General features: G+C 38.2%; 14 protein-coding genes. 5 read left to right on the top strand and 9 right to left on the bottom strand.

Annotated elements, in window-relative coordinates; translation table 11 throughout:
- Window positions 1-51 precede the first annotated feature (51 nt).
- Entirely contained in the window at window positions 52-1,383 is a 1,332-nt protein-coding gene (locus B9A52_RS18970; RefSeq protein WP_084121946.1) for a YfcC family protein, read from the bottom strand.
- A gap of 163 nt (window positions 1,384-1,546) precedes the next feature.
- Here B9A52_RS18970 and B9A52_RS18965 point away from each other — a divergent pair, with 163 nt between their 5' ends.
- Window positions 1,547-2,650 carry a 6-bladed beta-propeller gene (locus B9A52_RS18965; RefSeq protein ID WP_084121945.1) on the top strand — a complete coding sequence of 368 codons (1,104 nt, stop codon included), beginning with the start codon at window positions 1,547-1,549 and terminating at the stop codon, window positions 2,648-2,650.
- A 10-nt stretch (window positions 2,651-2,660) separates the two neighbouring features.
- Complete coding sequence (locus tag B9A52_RS18960) at window positions 2,661-3,152, top strand: hypothetical protein (protein ID WP_157370215.1); 492 nt, start codon at window positions 2,661-2,663, stop codon at window positions 3,150-3,152.
- A 1-nt stretch (window position 3,153) separates the two neighbouring features.
- Here B9A52_RS18960 and B9A52_RS18955 read toward each other — a convergent pair whose 3' ends face one another.
- The 3 genes from B9A52_RS18955 to topA all read right to left on the bottom strand — a co-directional run bounded on the left by B9A52_RS18955 (window position 3,154) and on the right by topA (window position 7,594).
- On the bottom strand, window positions 3,154-4,485 hold the full coding sequence (locus tag B9A52_RS18955) for a flavin-containing monooxygenase (RefSeq protein WP_084121943.1): 1,332 nt from the start codon (window positions 4,483-4,485) through the stop codon (window positions 3,154-3,156).
- A complete protein-coding gene (locus B9A52_RS18950) occupies window positions 4,478-5,170 on the bottom strand; it encodes an SIR2 family NAD-dependent protein deacylase (protein WP_084121942.1) in 693 nt (230 codons plus the stop codon). The genes B9A52_RS18955 and B9A52_RS18950 overlap by 8 nt, the downstream gene beginning before the upstream one ends.
- Window positions 5,171-5,272: 102 nt before the next feature.
- The gene (gene topA / locus B9A52_RS18945; RefSeq protein ID WP_084121941.1) at window positions 5,273-7,594 is read right to left on the bottom strand and encodes a type I DNA topoisomerase; all 2,322 of its coding nucleotides are present in this window, start codon (window positions 7,592-7,594) and stop codon (window positions 5,273-5,275) included.
- 157 nt (window positions 7,595-7,751) lie between these two features.
- Here topA and B9A52_RS18940 point away from each other — a divergent pair, with 157 nt between their 5' ends.
- Together B9A52_RS18940 and B9A52_RS18935 are read left to right on the top strand one after the other, a co-directional pair.
- Window positions 7,752-8,234 carry a SixA phosphatase family protein gene (locus tag B9A52_RS18940; RefSeq protein ID WP_084121940.1) on the top strand — a complete coding sequence of 161 codons (483 nt, stop codon included), beginning with the start codon at window positions 7,752-7,754 and terminating at the stop codon, window positions 8,232-8,234.
- 97 nt (window positions 8,235-8,331) lie between these two features.
- Window positions 8,332-9,399, top strand: coding sequence for an agmatinase family protein (locus B9A52_RS18935; protein WP_084121939.1), 1,068 nt, complete (start codon window positions 8,332-8,334; stop codon window positions 9,397-9,399).
- A 63-nt stretch (window positions 9,400-9,462) separates the two neighbouring features.
- Here the strand turns inward: B9A52_RS18935 and B9A52_RS18930 are convergent, their stop codons facing one another.
- The 4 genes from B9A52_RS18930 to B9A52_RS18915 all read right to left on the bottom strand — a co-directional run bounded on the left by B9A52_RS18930 (window position 9,463) and on the right by B9A52_RS18915 (window position 15,317).
- Complete coding sequence (locus tag B9A52_RS18930; RefSeq protein ID WP_084121757.1) at window positions 9,463-10,464, bottom strand: IS110 family RNA-guided transposase; 1,002 nt, start codon at window positions 10,462-10,464, stop codon at window positions 9,463-9,465.
- Window positions 10,465-11,386: 922 nt separating this feature from the next.
- A complete protein-coding gene (locus B9A52_RS18925) occupies window positions 11,387-13,951 on the bottom strand; it encodes a M56 family metallopeptidase (protein WP_084121938.1) in 2,565 nt (854 codons plus the stop codon).
- 3 nt (window positions 13,952-13,954) lie between these two features.
- Window positions 13,955-14,320, bottom strand: a complete 366-nt coding sequence (locus B9A52_RS18920) for a BlaI/MecI/CopY family transcriptional regulator (protein WP_084121937.1) — start codon at window positions 14,318-14,320, stop codon at window positions 13,955-13,957.
- 247 nt (window positions 14,321-14,567) lie between these two features.
- The gene (locus B9A52_RS18915) at window positions 14,568-15,317 is read right to left on the bottom strand and encodes an acyl-CoA desaturase (RefSeq protein WP_084121936.1); all 750 of its coding nucleotides are present in this window, start codon (window positions 15,315-15,317) and stop codon (window positions 14,568-14,570) included.
- Window positions 15,318-15,676: 359 nt separating this feature from the next.
- Here B9A52_RS18915 and B9A52_RS18910 point away from each other — a divergent pair, with 359 nt between their 5' ends.
- Complete coding sequence (locus B9A52_RS18910; RefSeq protein WP_084121935.1) at window positions 15,677-16,042, top strand: phage holin family protein; 366 nt, start codon at window positions 15,677-15,679, stop codon at window positions 16,040-16,042.
- Here the strand turns inward: B9A52_RS18910 and B9A52_RS18905 are convergent, their stop codons facing one another.
- A complete protein-coding gene (locus B9A52_RS18905; RefSeq protein WP_084121934.1) occupies window positions 16,043-16,477 on the bottom strand; it encodes an AlbA family DNA-binding domain-containing protein in 435 nt (144 codons plus the stop codon).
- Between the last annotated feature and the right edge of the window lie 54 nt (window positions 16,478-16,531).

Below are 16,531 nucleotides of genomic sequence, written 5' to 3'. Positions count from 1 at the left end.
TTCCCTAAACCCACGTCCCTTTAGGGACAAGATATGGGTAGAAAAAGAAGTTTAAAGCAAAAATATCCCCATTACCACTGAAATCCCGGCAAAACCAAAAATGATCATAATGGGTTTCCAAGCAAATTGGATCCAATCTTTATAGGAAATGCCTGCAGCAGCAAGGATTGCCATCAGACCGCCATTGCTGGGCGTGACCAAGTCCATAATCCCCGCCCCATATTGATAGGCCAAAACGACTACCTGCCTTGACATTCCGATCAGATCGGCTATTGGAGTCAGCAAAGGCATGGTCAAAACTGCCTGTCCTGAGGTACTTGGAACAGGGATATGCAACAAAGCCTGTGCAAGCATCATCCCAAAAGCCGAAAGTCCTAAGGGTAGATGTTCCAATGGATTAAAAAGCGCATAAATTATGGTATCAATGATCTGCCCTTCCTGCAATACCAGATAGATACTTCTCGCCAGTCCAACGATAATCCCTGCAAATATCAATTCTGCAAATCCCTCTGCATAGGCTTTGGCAGTTCCGTTGATGCCCAATTTCCCTATGATACCGGCTGACAGTCCCAAGGCAAAAAATATCGCAGACATTTCATTGTAATCCCAATCCCAATTACTCAATCCATAAATCATCACAGCGAATGTCACAGCAACCAAAATCAAAATAAGGCTATGGGATAAGGAGAGTTTGCCCGGTATTTCGTGTTCTTCTGTGTTGTCAAAAGATGTTTCCTTCCCATATTTGATCATATAAAAAACCCAAAATGCCAATGCAATGATAAAAAAGACCATTCGGTACATGCCCCCAGAAAAAACCGGTACTTCGGCTACCTTTTGGGCAATGATTACTGAAAAAGGATTGGTAGGTCCAAATGATCCACCTATGATTGCGGAACCGAGACAAATACCTACTATGGCTATTTTGGTATATCCGATTTTATGGCTGAGGATCAACAACACCGGAACCATGGCTATGATTTCTTCCTGCAGGCCATTCAATGTCCCTGCTGTGGCAAACAGTATCCCGACCAAAGCCAATAAAAAGGTTTTGCCGTTTTTGAACCGATGAATCAAGGCCTCCAATCCGGATTTAAACGCGCCTGTTTTGTCCACTACATAAAATGCCCCACCTATGATCAAAATCAATACCACCACTTCTGCACCTTCAATAATACCCTCCGGGACGCTGAGAAACATTTTCCCTATACCCACCGGTTGATTTTCAAGCGTTTTGTAACTGCCCTGAACCACTACTTCCCTTCCGGTCTTTTCATCCAAAACCCTATCATAAGAACCCGCAGGAATCAGATAAGTCAATATTGTTGCCAGTACTACAAATGCCAACATAATGATCATAGGGTGGGGGAAAGAGAGTTTCATTGGATTTTAAAAAAGAGTATATAAATTCATTTAGGCAAATTTGCTTCATTTCAAAGCCAATTCCAATTCCAGAAATAAATCAAAATCTTTGAATCATTTGTAGTTAAAATTTTTAAAATTTTATTCAGTTAATTTATTAGTTTTGATAATAAACCTATTGAACATGAAGCAGCAGATTTTTAAATATATATATATAGGAATTCTTTATGTTTTTTTTTCTTGCAATGAAAAAATCCATCAAAAAGACGGCATGTTTCTAATCGATGTAGTTGGAAGCAATGTTTCGAAACAGCCTTACCTGATTAAAAAGTTGGTTCCTTTGGAAACCCGGGCAGACAACCTTCTCAAAGAGTACCTGCTTATCCAATCCAATGAAAAAGGGTTTTTTATCATGGATAAGGAAAAAGAGGATGCTATCTACCATTTTGACCGGAATGGGAAATATATAGGAAAAATTCTGGGAGTAGGAGAAGGTCCCGATATGCTTCCGAATATCCATGATTTTATAGCCACAGATCAAGGTCTTGAAGTATTGATTGGGAAGGGTGAAAAGTCAGAAATTTGGGTGTATGACCATGAATTGAGATTGGTGGAAGAAAAGGAGTTTGTCTATGCGGCTGATACTTTTGCAAAACTACCCAACGGATACTATGTCTTGTATGGGGGCTATAACAAACCTATTGTGATGCAACGATTGGCTATTTTTGATCCCTTGGGGAATAAATTGGAAGAGTACCTTCCCAATGATTATAAAAATGATGTGCTACCTGTTGGAGAGCGAAATTTCAATGTAACGGAGCAAGGAATATTTTTTCATGAATTTTATAATCCTGAGTTATTTGAAATCAGAGAAAGTGAGTTAGTTCAAAAGTATGAACTTGACTTAGGGAAATATGCCATCCCGGAACAGTATTGGGAATTGGATTGGATGCAGGGTTTTGAATTGATCAATTCAAATGGCTTTGGTTTTGTTTCCCATTATTTTGAAAATGAAGAAAAGGCATTTATTGGGGTAAATATTCAGGCAGATCAACAGATCAAAAATCATCAGATAATTTTGGATAAGCGTACCTCAAAAATCACAAAAAGAATAACAGGACAAAATGATCACCCTGCCTTTTCGCAGTTGGTGGGATTGATGGATGGTCATTTGTTATTTGTGGCCCAGGCAGCAGATGTATTGAATTTGGACCGCAATAGACTACCTGAGCCTGAAATTAAACTGAATAAGGATGACAATCCTGTTTTATTATTTGTGGAATTTTAAATCTCATTCAATGAAAAGCTCATTCACCTCTTTATTGATTTCAGTCACACTTTTACTGACAGCCTCATGTATAAATAATCAACAAACAATTGAATTTTATCCTGATTTGACCACTTACAATGTTGTCGACACAGTACAGTTTGACCCATCTTGGTTTGATGCGGACAAAAAACTGATAGTTGCTTCCAAATCCCTATTTATGTTTTCTCTTCCTTTTATGGATATCATAGAGCCCTATGACTTGCCGGTTTTGATTTATATTTCTGTGGAAGACAAAGATGAAATTATCGCCCATCTACAAAAACATGATTTCAAATATCCTTTTATACATGATCCAAAAGGTGAATTTTTTAAAGGTAATAACATACTTCAAAGGATGAAAATGGATCCTGAAAACACAGTGGTGTCACTTTTTGTGAATGGCAATGAAATTACAGACCAGGCGCAGATTGGAATGCGACACTTATTGAAAGAACAGATGGAGGAATTTGCTAACAATTAATTTACTTTTCAACCACTTCTCTTACAATCCTATCTTTAGACACAAAATCATTGGGAAGATACTTTAACAGTTGCTTCTTAAATACATGAAAATCAACGGTTATGGTATGCCTTGGAGTATTGATTTGTTTGTAGTGCGGATGGGTTACTTCTTTCTCACAGAGGGCTTTGATATTGTCGGGTCTTTTCCATTTTCCGGCCAATTCCCTTGCCATAATTTTGGCCTGTAATTCCGCACCGGGCCAGATACAGCCCAAAGGTTGGAACATACCCACAAAATAGAGATTCCTGTATTCGGGATGGAACATCTTCAGGTAGAGCGGAACCGGACCTGAACTATAGTCAAGAAAGTCTTTGTCAAAGAAAGGGTGGGAGAGGTAGTAGCCGGTACAGGCAATAATGGCATCATATTCTTCCTCAAGGCCATTTTCAAATACGACTTTTTTGCCATCAAATCTTTGGATATCCAATCTTGGTTTTACTTTGCCATGACGGATTTTGTAAAGTAACTCATCATTGATAGTCGGGTGGATTTCTCCGAATTTGGCTTCTACTTTCCGTAGCCCATAGAGTTCGTTTTTGCCAACCATGATATTCAATAGGATGTCAAAAAAGAAGCTCCTTACTTTCAATGGAATCCAGGAACTCGTTTCTCCGATTTTATCTGAAGGTTTGCCAAAGAAAAATTTTGGAATGATCCGATAGCCACGTCTCCAGGAAATGGCTGTCATTTCACTGACCCGGCTTGTTTCTACAGCGACATCACAGGCGGAATTTCCCCCGCCTATGACCAAAACCTTTTTGTCTTGGAAAGGGGCTGCTTTTTTGAAGGAATGGGAATGGAGATATTCTCCTGTAAATTCTCCCGGATATTTTGGCCATCGTGGGTTCCAGTGATGACCGTTGCAGACTACCAAATCGGTAAAAGTCTCTGTTTGCAGGATACCGGCCTTCTCAGTGGTGATTTCCCAGGAGTCCTGATTAAGCCATCTGCAATGGATAACCATGGTTTCGAACCGAATATGCTCATATAATCCAAAATGTCCGGCATAGGCCTGAAAATACCTCCTGAGTTCATCATGAGAGGGATAATCTGCCGCCTCGGGATCAAAATCATCAAATGTGAAATCCTCGTATTGGGAAAGTGTTTTGGAACTGATGATATGGGTGGTTTCAAAAACACTGGAATGGGATTCTTTTTCCGAATAGATCCAATTGCCACCCACCTCGGCATTTCGGTCGAAGGCGACTGCCTCAATTCCCTGATCCAATAAATTTTTCAATGCGGTGATACCAGAAGGACCTGTGCCGATGACTGCTACTCTTTTATGCATATTTTTCTATCAGTTCTTTGGACATCATGGCTGTGCCTAAAGATGCCTTTGCTTCAATCGGCTTCAAATTATCAAAAAATCCGGTTTCAGGAACTTTAACATCAATAATATATTTCAAACTATTCTTAGGTGCATATTGGATTAGGCCGGCAGCGGGGTAAACCAACATGGATGTTCCGATAACAGCAAAAATATCTGCTTCCATGGCGGCCTCAATAGCCGGTTCCATCATAGGTACCATTTCTCCAAACCAGACAATAAATGGTCTCAATTGGCTTCCTTTTTCACATTTGTCTCCCAGTTTGATTTCCCAGCTTTCCATAGCATAGACTAAAGTTGGATCGAGGGTACTTTGGGATTTGAAAAGTTCTCCATGAAGATGGATGATTTTAGAGGATCCGGCTTTTTCATGAAGATGGTCCACGTTTTGGGTGACAATGGTGACATCAAAGTATTTTTCCAATCTTGCCAGTTCCAGGTGGGCTTCATTTGGTTCCACAGTCAATGCCTGTTTCCTTCTTTGATTGTAAAAATCAAGAACAAGTTCCCTGTTTTTTCTCCAGCCTTCCGGAGAAGCCACTTCCATCACATCATGACCTTCCCATAGCCCATTGCTGTCCCTGAAAGTAGCTATACCACTTTCGGCAGAAATTCCAGCACCTGTTAATACGACTAGTTTTTTCATATTCCAATTCAATGTAATTCATAAACCAGTAATTGTCAAATCCCATTTCTCCAATTAATTAGGACATAAAAAAAGCGGGACTTTTCAGGCCCGCTCTATGTTTTAAGCTTTCTTCTTTGAAAATTTTCCAGCTTTCTTTACTGGTTGATTTTCAATGATTTCTACCGTTTCAGCATAAGAAAGACTTTCAGCTTCTTTCCCTTTAGGAATCTTGAAATTGTTTTTCCCCATTTTGATATAGGGGCCCCATCTACCGTTTAGGATTTCGATTTCAGGATTTTCAGTAAAGGATTTGATATGTTTCTTTTCATCCGCTTCCCGTTTGTCTTTGATCAGTTGGATGGCTTCTTCTTCGGTGATACTCAAAGGGTCCTGTTCTTTGCCCAAGGAAACGAATTTATTGTCATGCCTTAAATAGGGTCCAAATCTGCCAATGGCTGCTACAATCTTTTTATCCTCAAATTGCCCAACATCTCGTGGAAGTTTGAACAGTTCCATGGCATCATCCAAAGTGATGTTTTCGATAAACTGCCCTTTCTTCATGCTGGCGAACTGTTTTTCTTCATCATCCTGTTCGCCTATCTGCACCAAAGGCCCAAACTTACCCAATCTTGCAATGACCTTTTTGCCCGTTTTGGGATCTACGCCAAGTTCTCTGGAACTGTTGATATCGGCCCTTGCCACATTTGCAGTCTGTTCGACTCTTGAATGGAATTTTCCATAGAAATTCTCAATCATATCCTCCCAATTCTGTCCACCGTGGGCGATATCATCGAACTCTTTTTCCACCTTAGCAGTGAAAGAGAAGTCAATCACATTGGGGAAATGCTCCACCAAAAAGTCATTGACTACCATAGCGATGTTGGTAGGGAAAAGTTTATTCTTATCCGCCCCGGCAATTTCCTTTTTGGTCTGTTTTGAAAATTGCCCTTTGGCCACTTTCATTTCCACATACTCTCGCTCAGTTCCATCACGTGATTCCTTGATGACGTATTCTCTTTTCTGAATCGTGGAGATAGTAGGGGCGTAAGTGGAAGGTCTTCCGATACCCATCTCTTCCAGTTTCTTTACAAGAGAGGCTTCGGTATATCTCGGTGCAGCTCTGCTGAACGTTTCTTTTCCTTTCAGTTCAATCAAATTCAATAACTCACCTATGTTCAATGGGGGCAATAGACCTTTGTTGCCGCTTTCCTCATCTTCCGGTTCATCATCGGTATCTTCTAGGTATACTTTCAAAAACCCTTCAAATTTGATCACTTCACCCGAGGCGATAAGTTTTTCCGGAGTAGTGGAAATTTTGATGGTAGCGACTGTTTTTTCCAATTGTGCATCGGACATTTGAGAGGCTATTGCTCTTTTCCAGATCAGTTCATAAAGTCTTTGTTCGTTTCTTTCACCGGAAGTGTCATGCTTGGAAAAATCGGTTGGCCTGATGGCTTCGTGGGCTTCCTGCGCTCCTTCTGATTTGGTAGTGTATTTTCTGGATTGATGAAATTCAGAACCATAAGCCGAATTGATTTCATTTCTGGCAGCAGCCATCGCATCCTCAGAAAGGTTGACGCTGTCAGTTCTCATATAGGTGATTTTTCCTGCTTCGTAAAGCTTTTGGGCCACGGACATGGTTTGTGCTACTGAAAAGCCCAATTTTCTACTCGCTTCCTGCTGCAAGGTAGAAGTGGTAAAAGGCGCTGCAGGAGATTTTTTCCCGGGCTTTTTTTCCAGATTTTCAATAGTAAAATCAGCTCCAATACATTTTTTCAGGAAATCTTCTGCCTCTTGCTGATTGTCAAACTTCTTTGGTAATTCAGCTGCCAGGGTTTTACCCTTGACATCAAATAGGGCCGTTATTCTGAAAGAGGATTTGGTGTTGAATTTTTCAATTTCCCGCTCTCTTTCGACTATCAATCTTACAGCGACTGATTGTACTCTTCCTGCTGATAAACCTGCTTTTATTTTTTTCCAAAGTATAGGTGAAAGCTCAAAACCAACCAATCTGTCCAAAATCCTTCTTGCCTGTTGTGCGTTGACCAAATCAATATCGATCTGTCTTGGATTTTCAATTGCTTTTAAAATGGCATTTTTTGTGATTTCCCTAAAAACTATTCTCTTGGTCTGACTATCCTTTAAATTCAATACCTCCTTTAAATGCCAGGAAATAGCCTCTCCTTCACGGTCATCATCACTTGCCAGGTACACCATTTCTGAATCTTTCACCAAGCTTTTTAGCTGTTTGATGACCTCCTTTTTATCGGGAGTGACTTCATAAGTTGGTTTGAATCGGTTTTTTACATCAATAGCATTATCACCTTTGGGAAGATCCCGAACATGTCCATAACTGGAGGCTACTTTATAATCCTTTCCCAGGTAACCTTCAATTGTTTTCGCTTTGGCAGGCGACTCTACTATTACTAGATTCTTTGACATATTATGTTTAAATTAATGGCATCGCCAATAATTTGGCAATACGCATAAAATCCTAAAAATAGACTTCTATATATTCCTATCCAAATATTAGTTGAAATCAAGTTTTTTATGGACAGTATAATTCCGTAATTAGTATACATAAAAATGATAGAAATCAATGGCAGAATCAAAGTTTTTATATGTTTTGAGGCATGCAGAAGCAAAGCCCGGCATAGGAATTAAAGGGGATTTCCTCAGAGAGTTGACTTTGGAAGGCAGGAAACAATTGGACAGGTTGTTGGGAATGCTCAAAAAGATGGATTTTAAAACCGATTTGATTTTGGTCAGCCCTGCTATCAGGACCCTTCAGACTTCCGAAATCATTGGGTTTGGGTTTCCTTCTGATATCAGAAAAATAGTTGATGATATTTTTGATGCTGAGCCTCAAACATTAATTGAATTATTGAATGATATAAAGGGCGAAATCCAAAAAGTATTGTTGATAGGTCATAATCCAGGTATAAGTGCATTGGTTTCCTATATTTCGGGTCAGGATTATATCAGTATGAAACCGGGCATGATGGCCATAATTGAATTGCAGGTGGACGATTGGAAAATGCTTGGAGGGAATACGGGAATACTAAAGGAAATCTTGCAATAGGAATGATTTTTTAACTTTTGATTTGCATTTGGATCTCTTTTGAGGCAGTTTTGAACATTGAAACGCACAATAGCAAAAACCCAAAGAATTTAGATCCATGACTTCAAAACACAAACAAATTGAAGATTTTGACCCGAATGGAGTCAGTTGCCACGATGGTATTTTTGGTTTGCCTTATGATGAAAATACTGCTGAATTAATCATTATTCCTGTTCCTTGGGAAGTTACGGTTTCCTATTCCCACGGTACCGCGCAAGGACCTGAAGCTGTTTTGAATGCCTCATTTCAGGTGGATTTTTATCAGGATGATATCCACGATGCCTGGAAATTGGGAATTCATATGCTTCCGATTTCTGAGCAATTATATAACAAAAGCAACAGCTATAGAATATTGGCGGGCAATTACATTTCCTGGTTGGAGTCCGGCGCACCTAAGGATTCTTCCGAAAGATTCGCGGCTGTTCCTGATGTCATCAACAAGGCTTGTTCTATAATGAATGATTGGGTATATGAACAGGTAAAAGAATTCAGGGCCAAGGGTAAAATGGTCGCTTTGTTAGGTGGGGATCACAGTACTCCCCTTGGGATGATCAAAGCGCTTTCGGAAGAGTTTGAAAGTTTCGGGATTTTGCAGATTGATGCCCATGCAGATTTGAGAAAAGCCTATGAAAATTTTGAATATTCCCATGCCTCCATCAGCTATAATGCATTGAAATTTCCTCAGGTAAGCAAGCTTGTACAGGTAGGGATAAGGGATTATTGTCAGGCAGAAGCTGTCTTGGCCAAAGAGAATAATAGGATACAAACATTTTATGATAAGGACATCAAAAAGGAACTTTTTGAGGGAAAAGCTTGGAAGGTGATCTGTGATGATATCGTAGAACAGTTGCCTGAAGACATATACATCACCATTGATATCGATGGTTTTGACCCTAAGTTGTGTCCACATACGGGAACACCTGTGGCCGGAGGATTTGAAATGGAACAGATTCTTTATCTGATGAAGCAGGTAGTGAAATCAGGTAAAAGAATTATCGGTTTTGATTTGGTGGAAATTGCTCCCGGTCCTGATGGGGATGAATGGGATGGTAATGTCGGGGCAAGAATTCTGTACAGAATGGCGAATCTTTACGCGGCTTCTCAAGGAAAATTGAACTTGAAATGACAGAATTCCGGGACGTCATGCAGAACGAAGTGAAAGCCTGTCCCGTCCCGATATTCTTATGGATTAAACAACAGAAGGAATATAAGATTTTTCATATTTTCTATTATCCCTTATCAGGGCAAAAATCCTGTTTATGATTTTGGCTCTAACGGCATTTATTACAGTCATTTTATTCTTTCCCTCAGCAACCTTCCTTTCAAAATATTCTCTAAGCTCTCCTTTCATCTTGATTGCAGAGAGTGCAGCCATATGGAAGAGTTTTTTAAGCTCCTTATTGGCTCTGTTGGACACCTTTTTCCTAGATCTCTGACTTGTACCTGATTCAAAGGAAAATGGAGCAACGCCTACATGACAGGAAAATTCCCTACCGTTACCAAACTTGGTGAAGCCTCGTGTGGCTATGATCGTCTCAGTTGCTACTTTATCTCCTACACCTCCAACTGACAACAATATCTCTTTTTGAATGGTGAGTTTCTCACTGGAGGCGAACTGTTGGTCTATCTGTTTGTCGATAGAATCAATTAATTTGGTTAATGAAAGGATCTGTTTTTTAAGCCTTTTGCTTTTGGCTTTATAAATATCTGAATCAATGTATCCTTCAAAATCCTTTACCTGGGATTTGTATTTAGCCCGGTCCCTTATATACATATCCCTCTCATTACTAAGTGATTTGACTGTTTCAATGACCTTATCATCGAGATTCTGAAGCCTGGCTTTGTCAACATACCGTATCGCATAATCAACTATCCTTTCGGCATCAATTTTATCATTTTTTCTTCTCTGGACACCTGATCTAAGCTTGATTTCTGCTCCGCTTTCCAACCATAATGCAATATTTTGACTTATGCAAAACACTTTCAAAGGATTGGAATAATGGCCTGTAAATTCAGCACAGACAAGAATATCTTCCCATAGACAGCTCTTTTCCAAGTTCTTGAAAAACTTCTTTATGGAAAGTTCTTTGTTTTCAATTTTGAAGTGTTCAATTACCCCATCAGCGGTAATAAGGCAAATGTCTAATGTCAATTTACTGACATCAATTCCAATAAATGTTTTGAATTTCATACTTTAGCGTTTAGATATATTAAATGATAAGAACCGTTACCTAATAACCTTAACAGATGTAAGACTAATATCTTATACAGGTCTTGGTTCTTTAAACCTGTCAGTTCCAAATATCGCGATAGTGCTCTACTCAGGCCATCGATGGATCGCTGACAGGTTTTCAATTATACCACCGTTCTTGGTTTAATACAACTGATCAAATCTAAGGTAGCTATCGGGATTCGGGGCATCTCCTGAGGTATAGGGGATTCTTCACTTCGCTGTAATATTTTCAGATTGCTATAAGTATTTCAGAAAGCTCGTTCAGAATGACGCAGAACCAGAAGTCATTCCCTTTCTGTAAATGCCAAATTTTCATTACTACCAATGACATAATTCGGAGCACCCTTGCTGCTGATCCCGAAGGCTTTTGGGTTGAGGTGAAAACAATGATATTTAGCTACTGACATCATTAGGGATAATCACATAGGAAATTTATTTTGAACCACAAAAGTGACAAAAGAATACAAAAGATACTGAATATAGTCTATTGTTCCCTTTTGTTCCTTTTGTGGTTCCATCATTTTTTTTGTTTAACATTAACGCCAGCCCATTCGGGATGTCGCCTGCCTGCCGTAGGTAGGAGAAACTTAATGTCATTCCCCTTTCTATAAATGCCGATTCTAATACCAATGACAGAATTGGAGATTTATACCTTTGAGCTGTAAAATGCATTCAAGAATATAGATAACTTTTCCTTGTCACCTCGATCCCTATGGGATATCGGGAGAGAGGTCTGCAGCCCGCTTCGATGTCATTCGCCATTCAGTAAATACCAATTTTCCCGATTTGAAATGACAATGAATAAAAAAATTATTCTAAAACAAAGCCATTGCAAAATTGAATTGCAATGGCTTTGTTTTCTATCGTTTGCGAAGATTTCTTATTTTTTGGTTGTAATCAGAATTACTCCATTTTGGACCCTACTTCCATAAAGGTCAATCATGCTGAATGCCTTTTCTCCTTTTACTACCTCTATAGATTTGATCTGATCGGGTTTAATAATATCATCCAATTTCCTCCCGATTTCCGGGTGCGCTACACCATCAATTACAAAAATTGGTTCAGACGAATGATTCTCTTTCGTTTCATACATTTTTATTTTTGAGAATGGGCTTCTGTCTTGTGCACCATATCCAGTTACCACAATTTCGTTTTCGACCTTCAATATTTGCCCCAAGGTATTTTCTCCACCGGCTATTCTAAAAGTAATGGGAAGATTTACAATGTAAGAATTTTCTTTTCCATCAACCGTCCAATTTGGGGCATTTTCGATTACCCTCAGTACTTCATTATCCAATTCCGGGGAAACACCTTTTGTAATGGCATATGAATTTATTTTCCCGTCTGCATCAAGATGAACTTTGGTAAATACTGTTCCGAACACCTCATTTTCCCGTGATTCAGCCGGATATTTTAAGTTTTTTGCCATGTGGCTGTTAAAAGCTTCAGAAGCTTTGGGATTTCCGCCTTGACTCTGCGGATTTTCATCAAATAAATTACCGGAGACGACTTGGTCACTGGGAAGCTTGAATCTCACCGGCAGCCGCATCCTGACATTTACTTTCTGTCCCCTTTGTTCACCAGGAATCCAGTCTGGCATTTCGGAGATCAGTCTGAGAACTTCTTCATCACAACCTGCCCCAATTCCCCTGAGAATTTCAGGTTGATCGACCGTACCGTCTTTGTTTATAACAAAAACCACATAAACCGTACCTTCCACACCCATTTGTTTTGCAGTATTGGGATATTGGATGTTGGATTTGATCCATTCATTCCAGGCCTTCATTCCTCCTTCAAATTCGGGGGCTTTTTCGACTACATCAAAAACCGTATTTTCTGTGACCACAAAGTTGCTGTTCAAAGCAGGAGTGGGGGAGGGATTAAAGAATTGATGAGAATCCGTGGCCGACATAGCACTTCCATAAAATGCAAAGGAAGCAGTCATGACCATATCAACAGGTTTTTCATTTGATTTAGCGGCAATCCATTTATTTACGGATTCTTTTTGGACCGCTTCCAACAATTGATCGTCTAAACCGCCCCCATAGCTTCTTTTAACTATCGGATTTTGAATTTCACCTTCTTTTGAAACCACAAATTCAATTTCTATTACTCCTCCGAGTCCCAGATCCTTTTCCATTTGGGGGACTTTAATCTGTTGGGTAATAGCCTTATTCCATTCCTCCATTCCCATAGTAGGTTCAGCGGGTGAATCGACCTGATACTTGAATCGTGCATTTGGATATGATTTGGTGATTTTGGAAGTAGATCTGAGGTTATTGATCAGTCCACGGACTTTAATATACTCTTCATCAGAATTGATTCCGGTAAATTCATATTGCAGTTCACCAATTTGTGCGGTCAAATTTTCATTTTCTCTGGGACTGATAAATTCATAATGAAGGGGGTTTTTAATTTTTTTGACTTTAATGCCCACCTCAAGGGAGTCCTGTGACACGAGTAGCATCTTTTTGATTTCCTCTATATTTTCGGTAATACGAAGGGGAAGCAAGTGCTCACCTCGCTCTGTTTTCATCGATACCAATGCCAATAGTGTCAAAGAAAGCGGGAAAACCATCACGGTTTTCAACCAATTTATTTTTTTTGGATTTTTCATCATCATAATTCTTTTTAAGGTTGTAGATCTAATAAAATAATTACCAATAGGAAGATCAATTCCCTTAAATGCCATTTTGACGATCAGTTTTGGATAGTTTTCTTTATTTATGGTTTTTCTGATTACGTTTTCATCTGCTAAGTATTCATGTACATCGATCAATTCAGCGCGCATCAGGTGGATGACGGGATTAAACCAAAAAAGTATACTCAATATCTGATAATACATGACATCCCAGGAATGACCCTGTCTGATGTGCTCAATTTCGTGTTTGATGATCTGTTCTTTTTCATCATCCTTTAGTATATGGGTATCATCCCAAAATAATTTGTTGAAGTAAGAAAAAACAGGCGCAAGGCCAAATGTGGGGATCAAAAAGTAATTTTCTTTGAGATTGTATATGGTCTGATACCAACCTTTTTCCCAAATCATCCTCAATTGGATAAAATTCAAAAAGAGTTTAAAAGAAAGAAATAGTATAACTGACAAATAGGCTAGAAAAATATAGTCCCTGATTTCCCATAAAAGGGGGAGCTTTGAACTCTGAACAATAACTTCAGGAAGTCCAAAGGTGGCGACAAAATTGTCGGGCGCTTCCTGTTCTGAAAGCGCCCGATAAAATTCTGTTTGTTCCAATGATATACCTGGTTTATCAAAACTTACCGGAATGCTGATCAACGGAAAAAGCAAAGCCAAAACAGGAGTAATCAAAATATAAAATCTGTTGACTGTAAAAGCTTTTTCATTTCTTAGAAATACAAAATATACTCCGAAGAAGAATAGCAGACAAAAGGTACTTTGCCAGATATAGTCGATTAGAACAGCCATAGGCTATTTCTTAACATCGCCTTTGACTTCCTCCATAATTTTCTCAAGTTCCTTGATGTTCAGATTTTTGTCTTTGGCAAAAAAGGAAGCAAGTTTGGAGAAAGATCCACTGAAATAACCTGATAAGAGGTTTTTGATAGAGAAGCTTCGGTATTCATCTTTGGAGACAATCGGAAAATACTCGTGTGATTTTCCATATGCCTTGTGATTGACAAATCCTTTCCTCTCGAGGATACGGACGATGGTGGAAACCGTGTTGTAAGCCGGTTTTGGTTCTGACATTTTTTCTAGGATATCTTTGACAAAGCCTTTCTCGATATCCCACAGAATCTGCATTATCTGCTCTTCTGCGCGGGTTAGTTCTCTCATATTGTTTAAGTTTAAATACGATTACAACTTATCCATTTAGTTTTTAAAAAACAAGAAAAGGAATAAATCTTTCTATTGGTAACTGTAAATTTAAGTAAAATCATTTAATTTAAAAAATAAAACTTAGTTTAAATTTAAAATTTAGGTGAAAAAAATTCAATCTTATTTAATGGTATTATCTTCATTTGCATTTAAAAAGAAAAAAGCTTCCTTGAGGGAAGCTTTAAATTTATTTAAATGACAAATATCAAGCGGTTTTAAGTTTGATGATTCCTGAAGCATGCAGCAATTTCACAATAGGATAGGTAGGATCAAATTCATACCATTTTACGGCAAAATTCGCTCTGTTCGGGAGTTTGTGATGGTTATTCTGAAAAAGCTCTCCAAGCATAAGTACATCCAACAAAAGGCTGTTTTTGGATTTGTCATTGTTATCGAAATTGGCATAGCCATACTTGTGACCGCTCCAGTTTACGATGGCTCCATGAACAGGACCCATCATGAAGTGAATAGGGAGTAGAAAATACATCCACCAATGCGTTCCGGCCAATTCAAAAACCGAAATACTCAAAACATATACCATAACATAAAAAAACAACCAACCAACTCTCACTACCATGGAGTCAGCAAAAAGATCAAATTTATTCCAGTCAGGAACATCTTTGGAGAATCTTTCTTCTGGCTTTAGCCTGAAACTGAAGTAATCATTGTAAATATTTTTGGTTTTCCACATCATGGTAAACAGGTTTTCTGTATGGTGTGGACTGTGAGGATCTTTTGGAGTATCGCTATAAGCATGGTGCATCCTGTGCAATATAGCATAAGCCCTTGGAGACAAATAGGAACTTCCTTGGCAAAGCCAGGTGAAGAAATAAAAGAATTTTTCCCAATATTTATTCATGGAGAACATTTGATGGGCAGCATATCTGTGGAGAAAGAAACTCTGGCAAAACAGAGAGAAATACCAATGAAGGAGGAAGAAGATAATTAGAATCACTATGAGATTGAATTAATATGATACAGACAAATATAAAGGCAGAATTTTAAATTAAAACTACCAATACTTAAATAGGGGGTTTTTTATGATAAATATCATGGAGAAACAGAAATTCAAACCTGATTTCTTTACTAACCTATATTAGATTAAACTCTAATAATTGTAAAGGGTTCAGCTATAAAAAATTTATATTAAAGAGCATTTGAAATTAGAGCAGTTTAATCCTTATATTCTAACAGGATTTGGTTTGATGTTATTGATTTTTTTTTTGGTTGATAAAAATTCAAAATTGAATAAATAATGGTTTGGGCCTAGAATTCAAAAATTTATTTTCAATATTTAGTATTCAAAAATACGGCATGAGCAAATCGAACCAAACCTTGAATATTTTAATCCAATTGATACTGGGAGCTATTTCAATTCTGATTGCTCAGTATATTATTCCAGGTGTCCATGTTGCTGATTTTTTTACTGCAATAGTGATTGCAGCTTTATTGGCTTTGTTGAATATTACCATTAAGCCGATTTTAATCATTTTGACTATACCGATCACTGTTTTGACATTAGGATTGTTTTTATTGGCTATCAACGCCATAATTATTCTTTTGGCTGCCGAAATTATTCCTGGTTTTGAAATAGATGGATTTTGGTGGGCTTTGCTCTTTAGCTTTGTGTTGAGTTTAATCAATTCACTTTTGGGTGTTTCCTTAGGAAGTCAGAGGTAGTCAATTACTTTTCACAGGAAGCGTCCTGTCGAATACTCTTTTATAAAGAGTTAAAACTCCTTTGTTGTTTTTTTGAAAATGTATTTTATCGGATTTTTTGACTCTGACAATCAAAATATTCAATTCTTTTTTGGCTTCGGAATCTTTTACTGATTCAGTTTCAAAGTTTTGGTATTCCACATCGACAGGTGGAATGCAAAACTCATTTATTGATTTTTCAACCATATACTTTTCTTCTTCTACATCTACACCTATCAATCTTTTATTGTCTGAGACTCCGATTACAAGGGTTCCGCCATTCGTATTTGCAAAGGCGGTCAAAGTTTTTGCCAATTTTTGGGGATCATTGACATGTAATTTGAAATCAAAATCCTGCCCTTCAGTCCTTTTTAAGAGGTCTTTAATTAATTCTTCATTTTTTTTTGGTTCTAACATTTTTTATTAACTTAAAAGCTTGTACTTTAAGTACTTAATAATAGACTCTCTAAA

The sequence above is a fragment of the Aquiflexum balticum DSM 16537 genome (assembly GCF_900176595.1).
GTDB lineage: Bacteria > Bacteroidota > Bacteroidia > Cytophagales > Cyclobacteriaceae > Aquiflexum > Aquiflexum balticum.
This window is presented reverse-complemented; position numbering and strand designations above follow the sequence as displayed.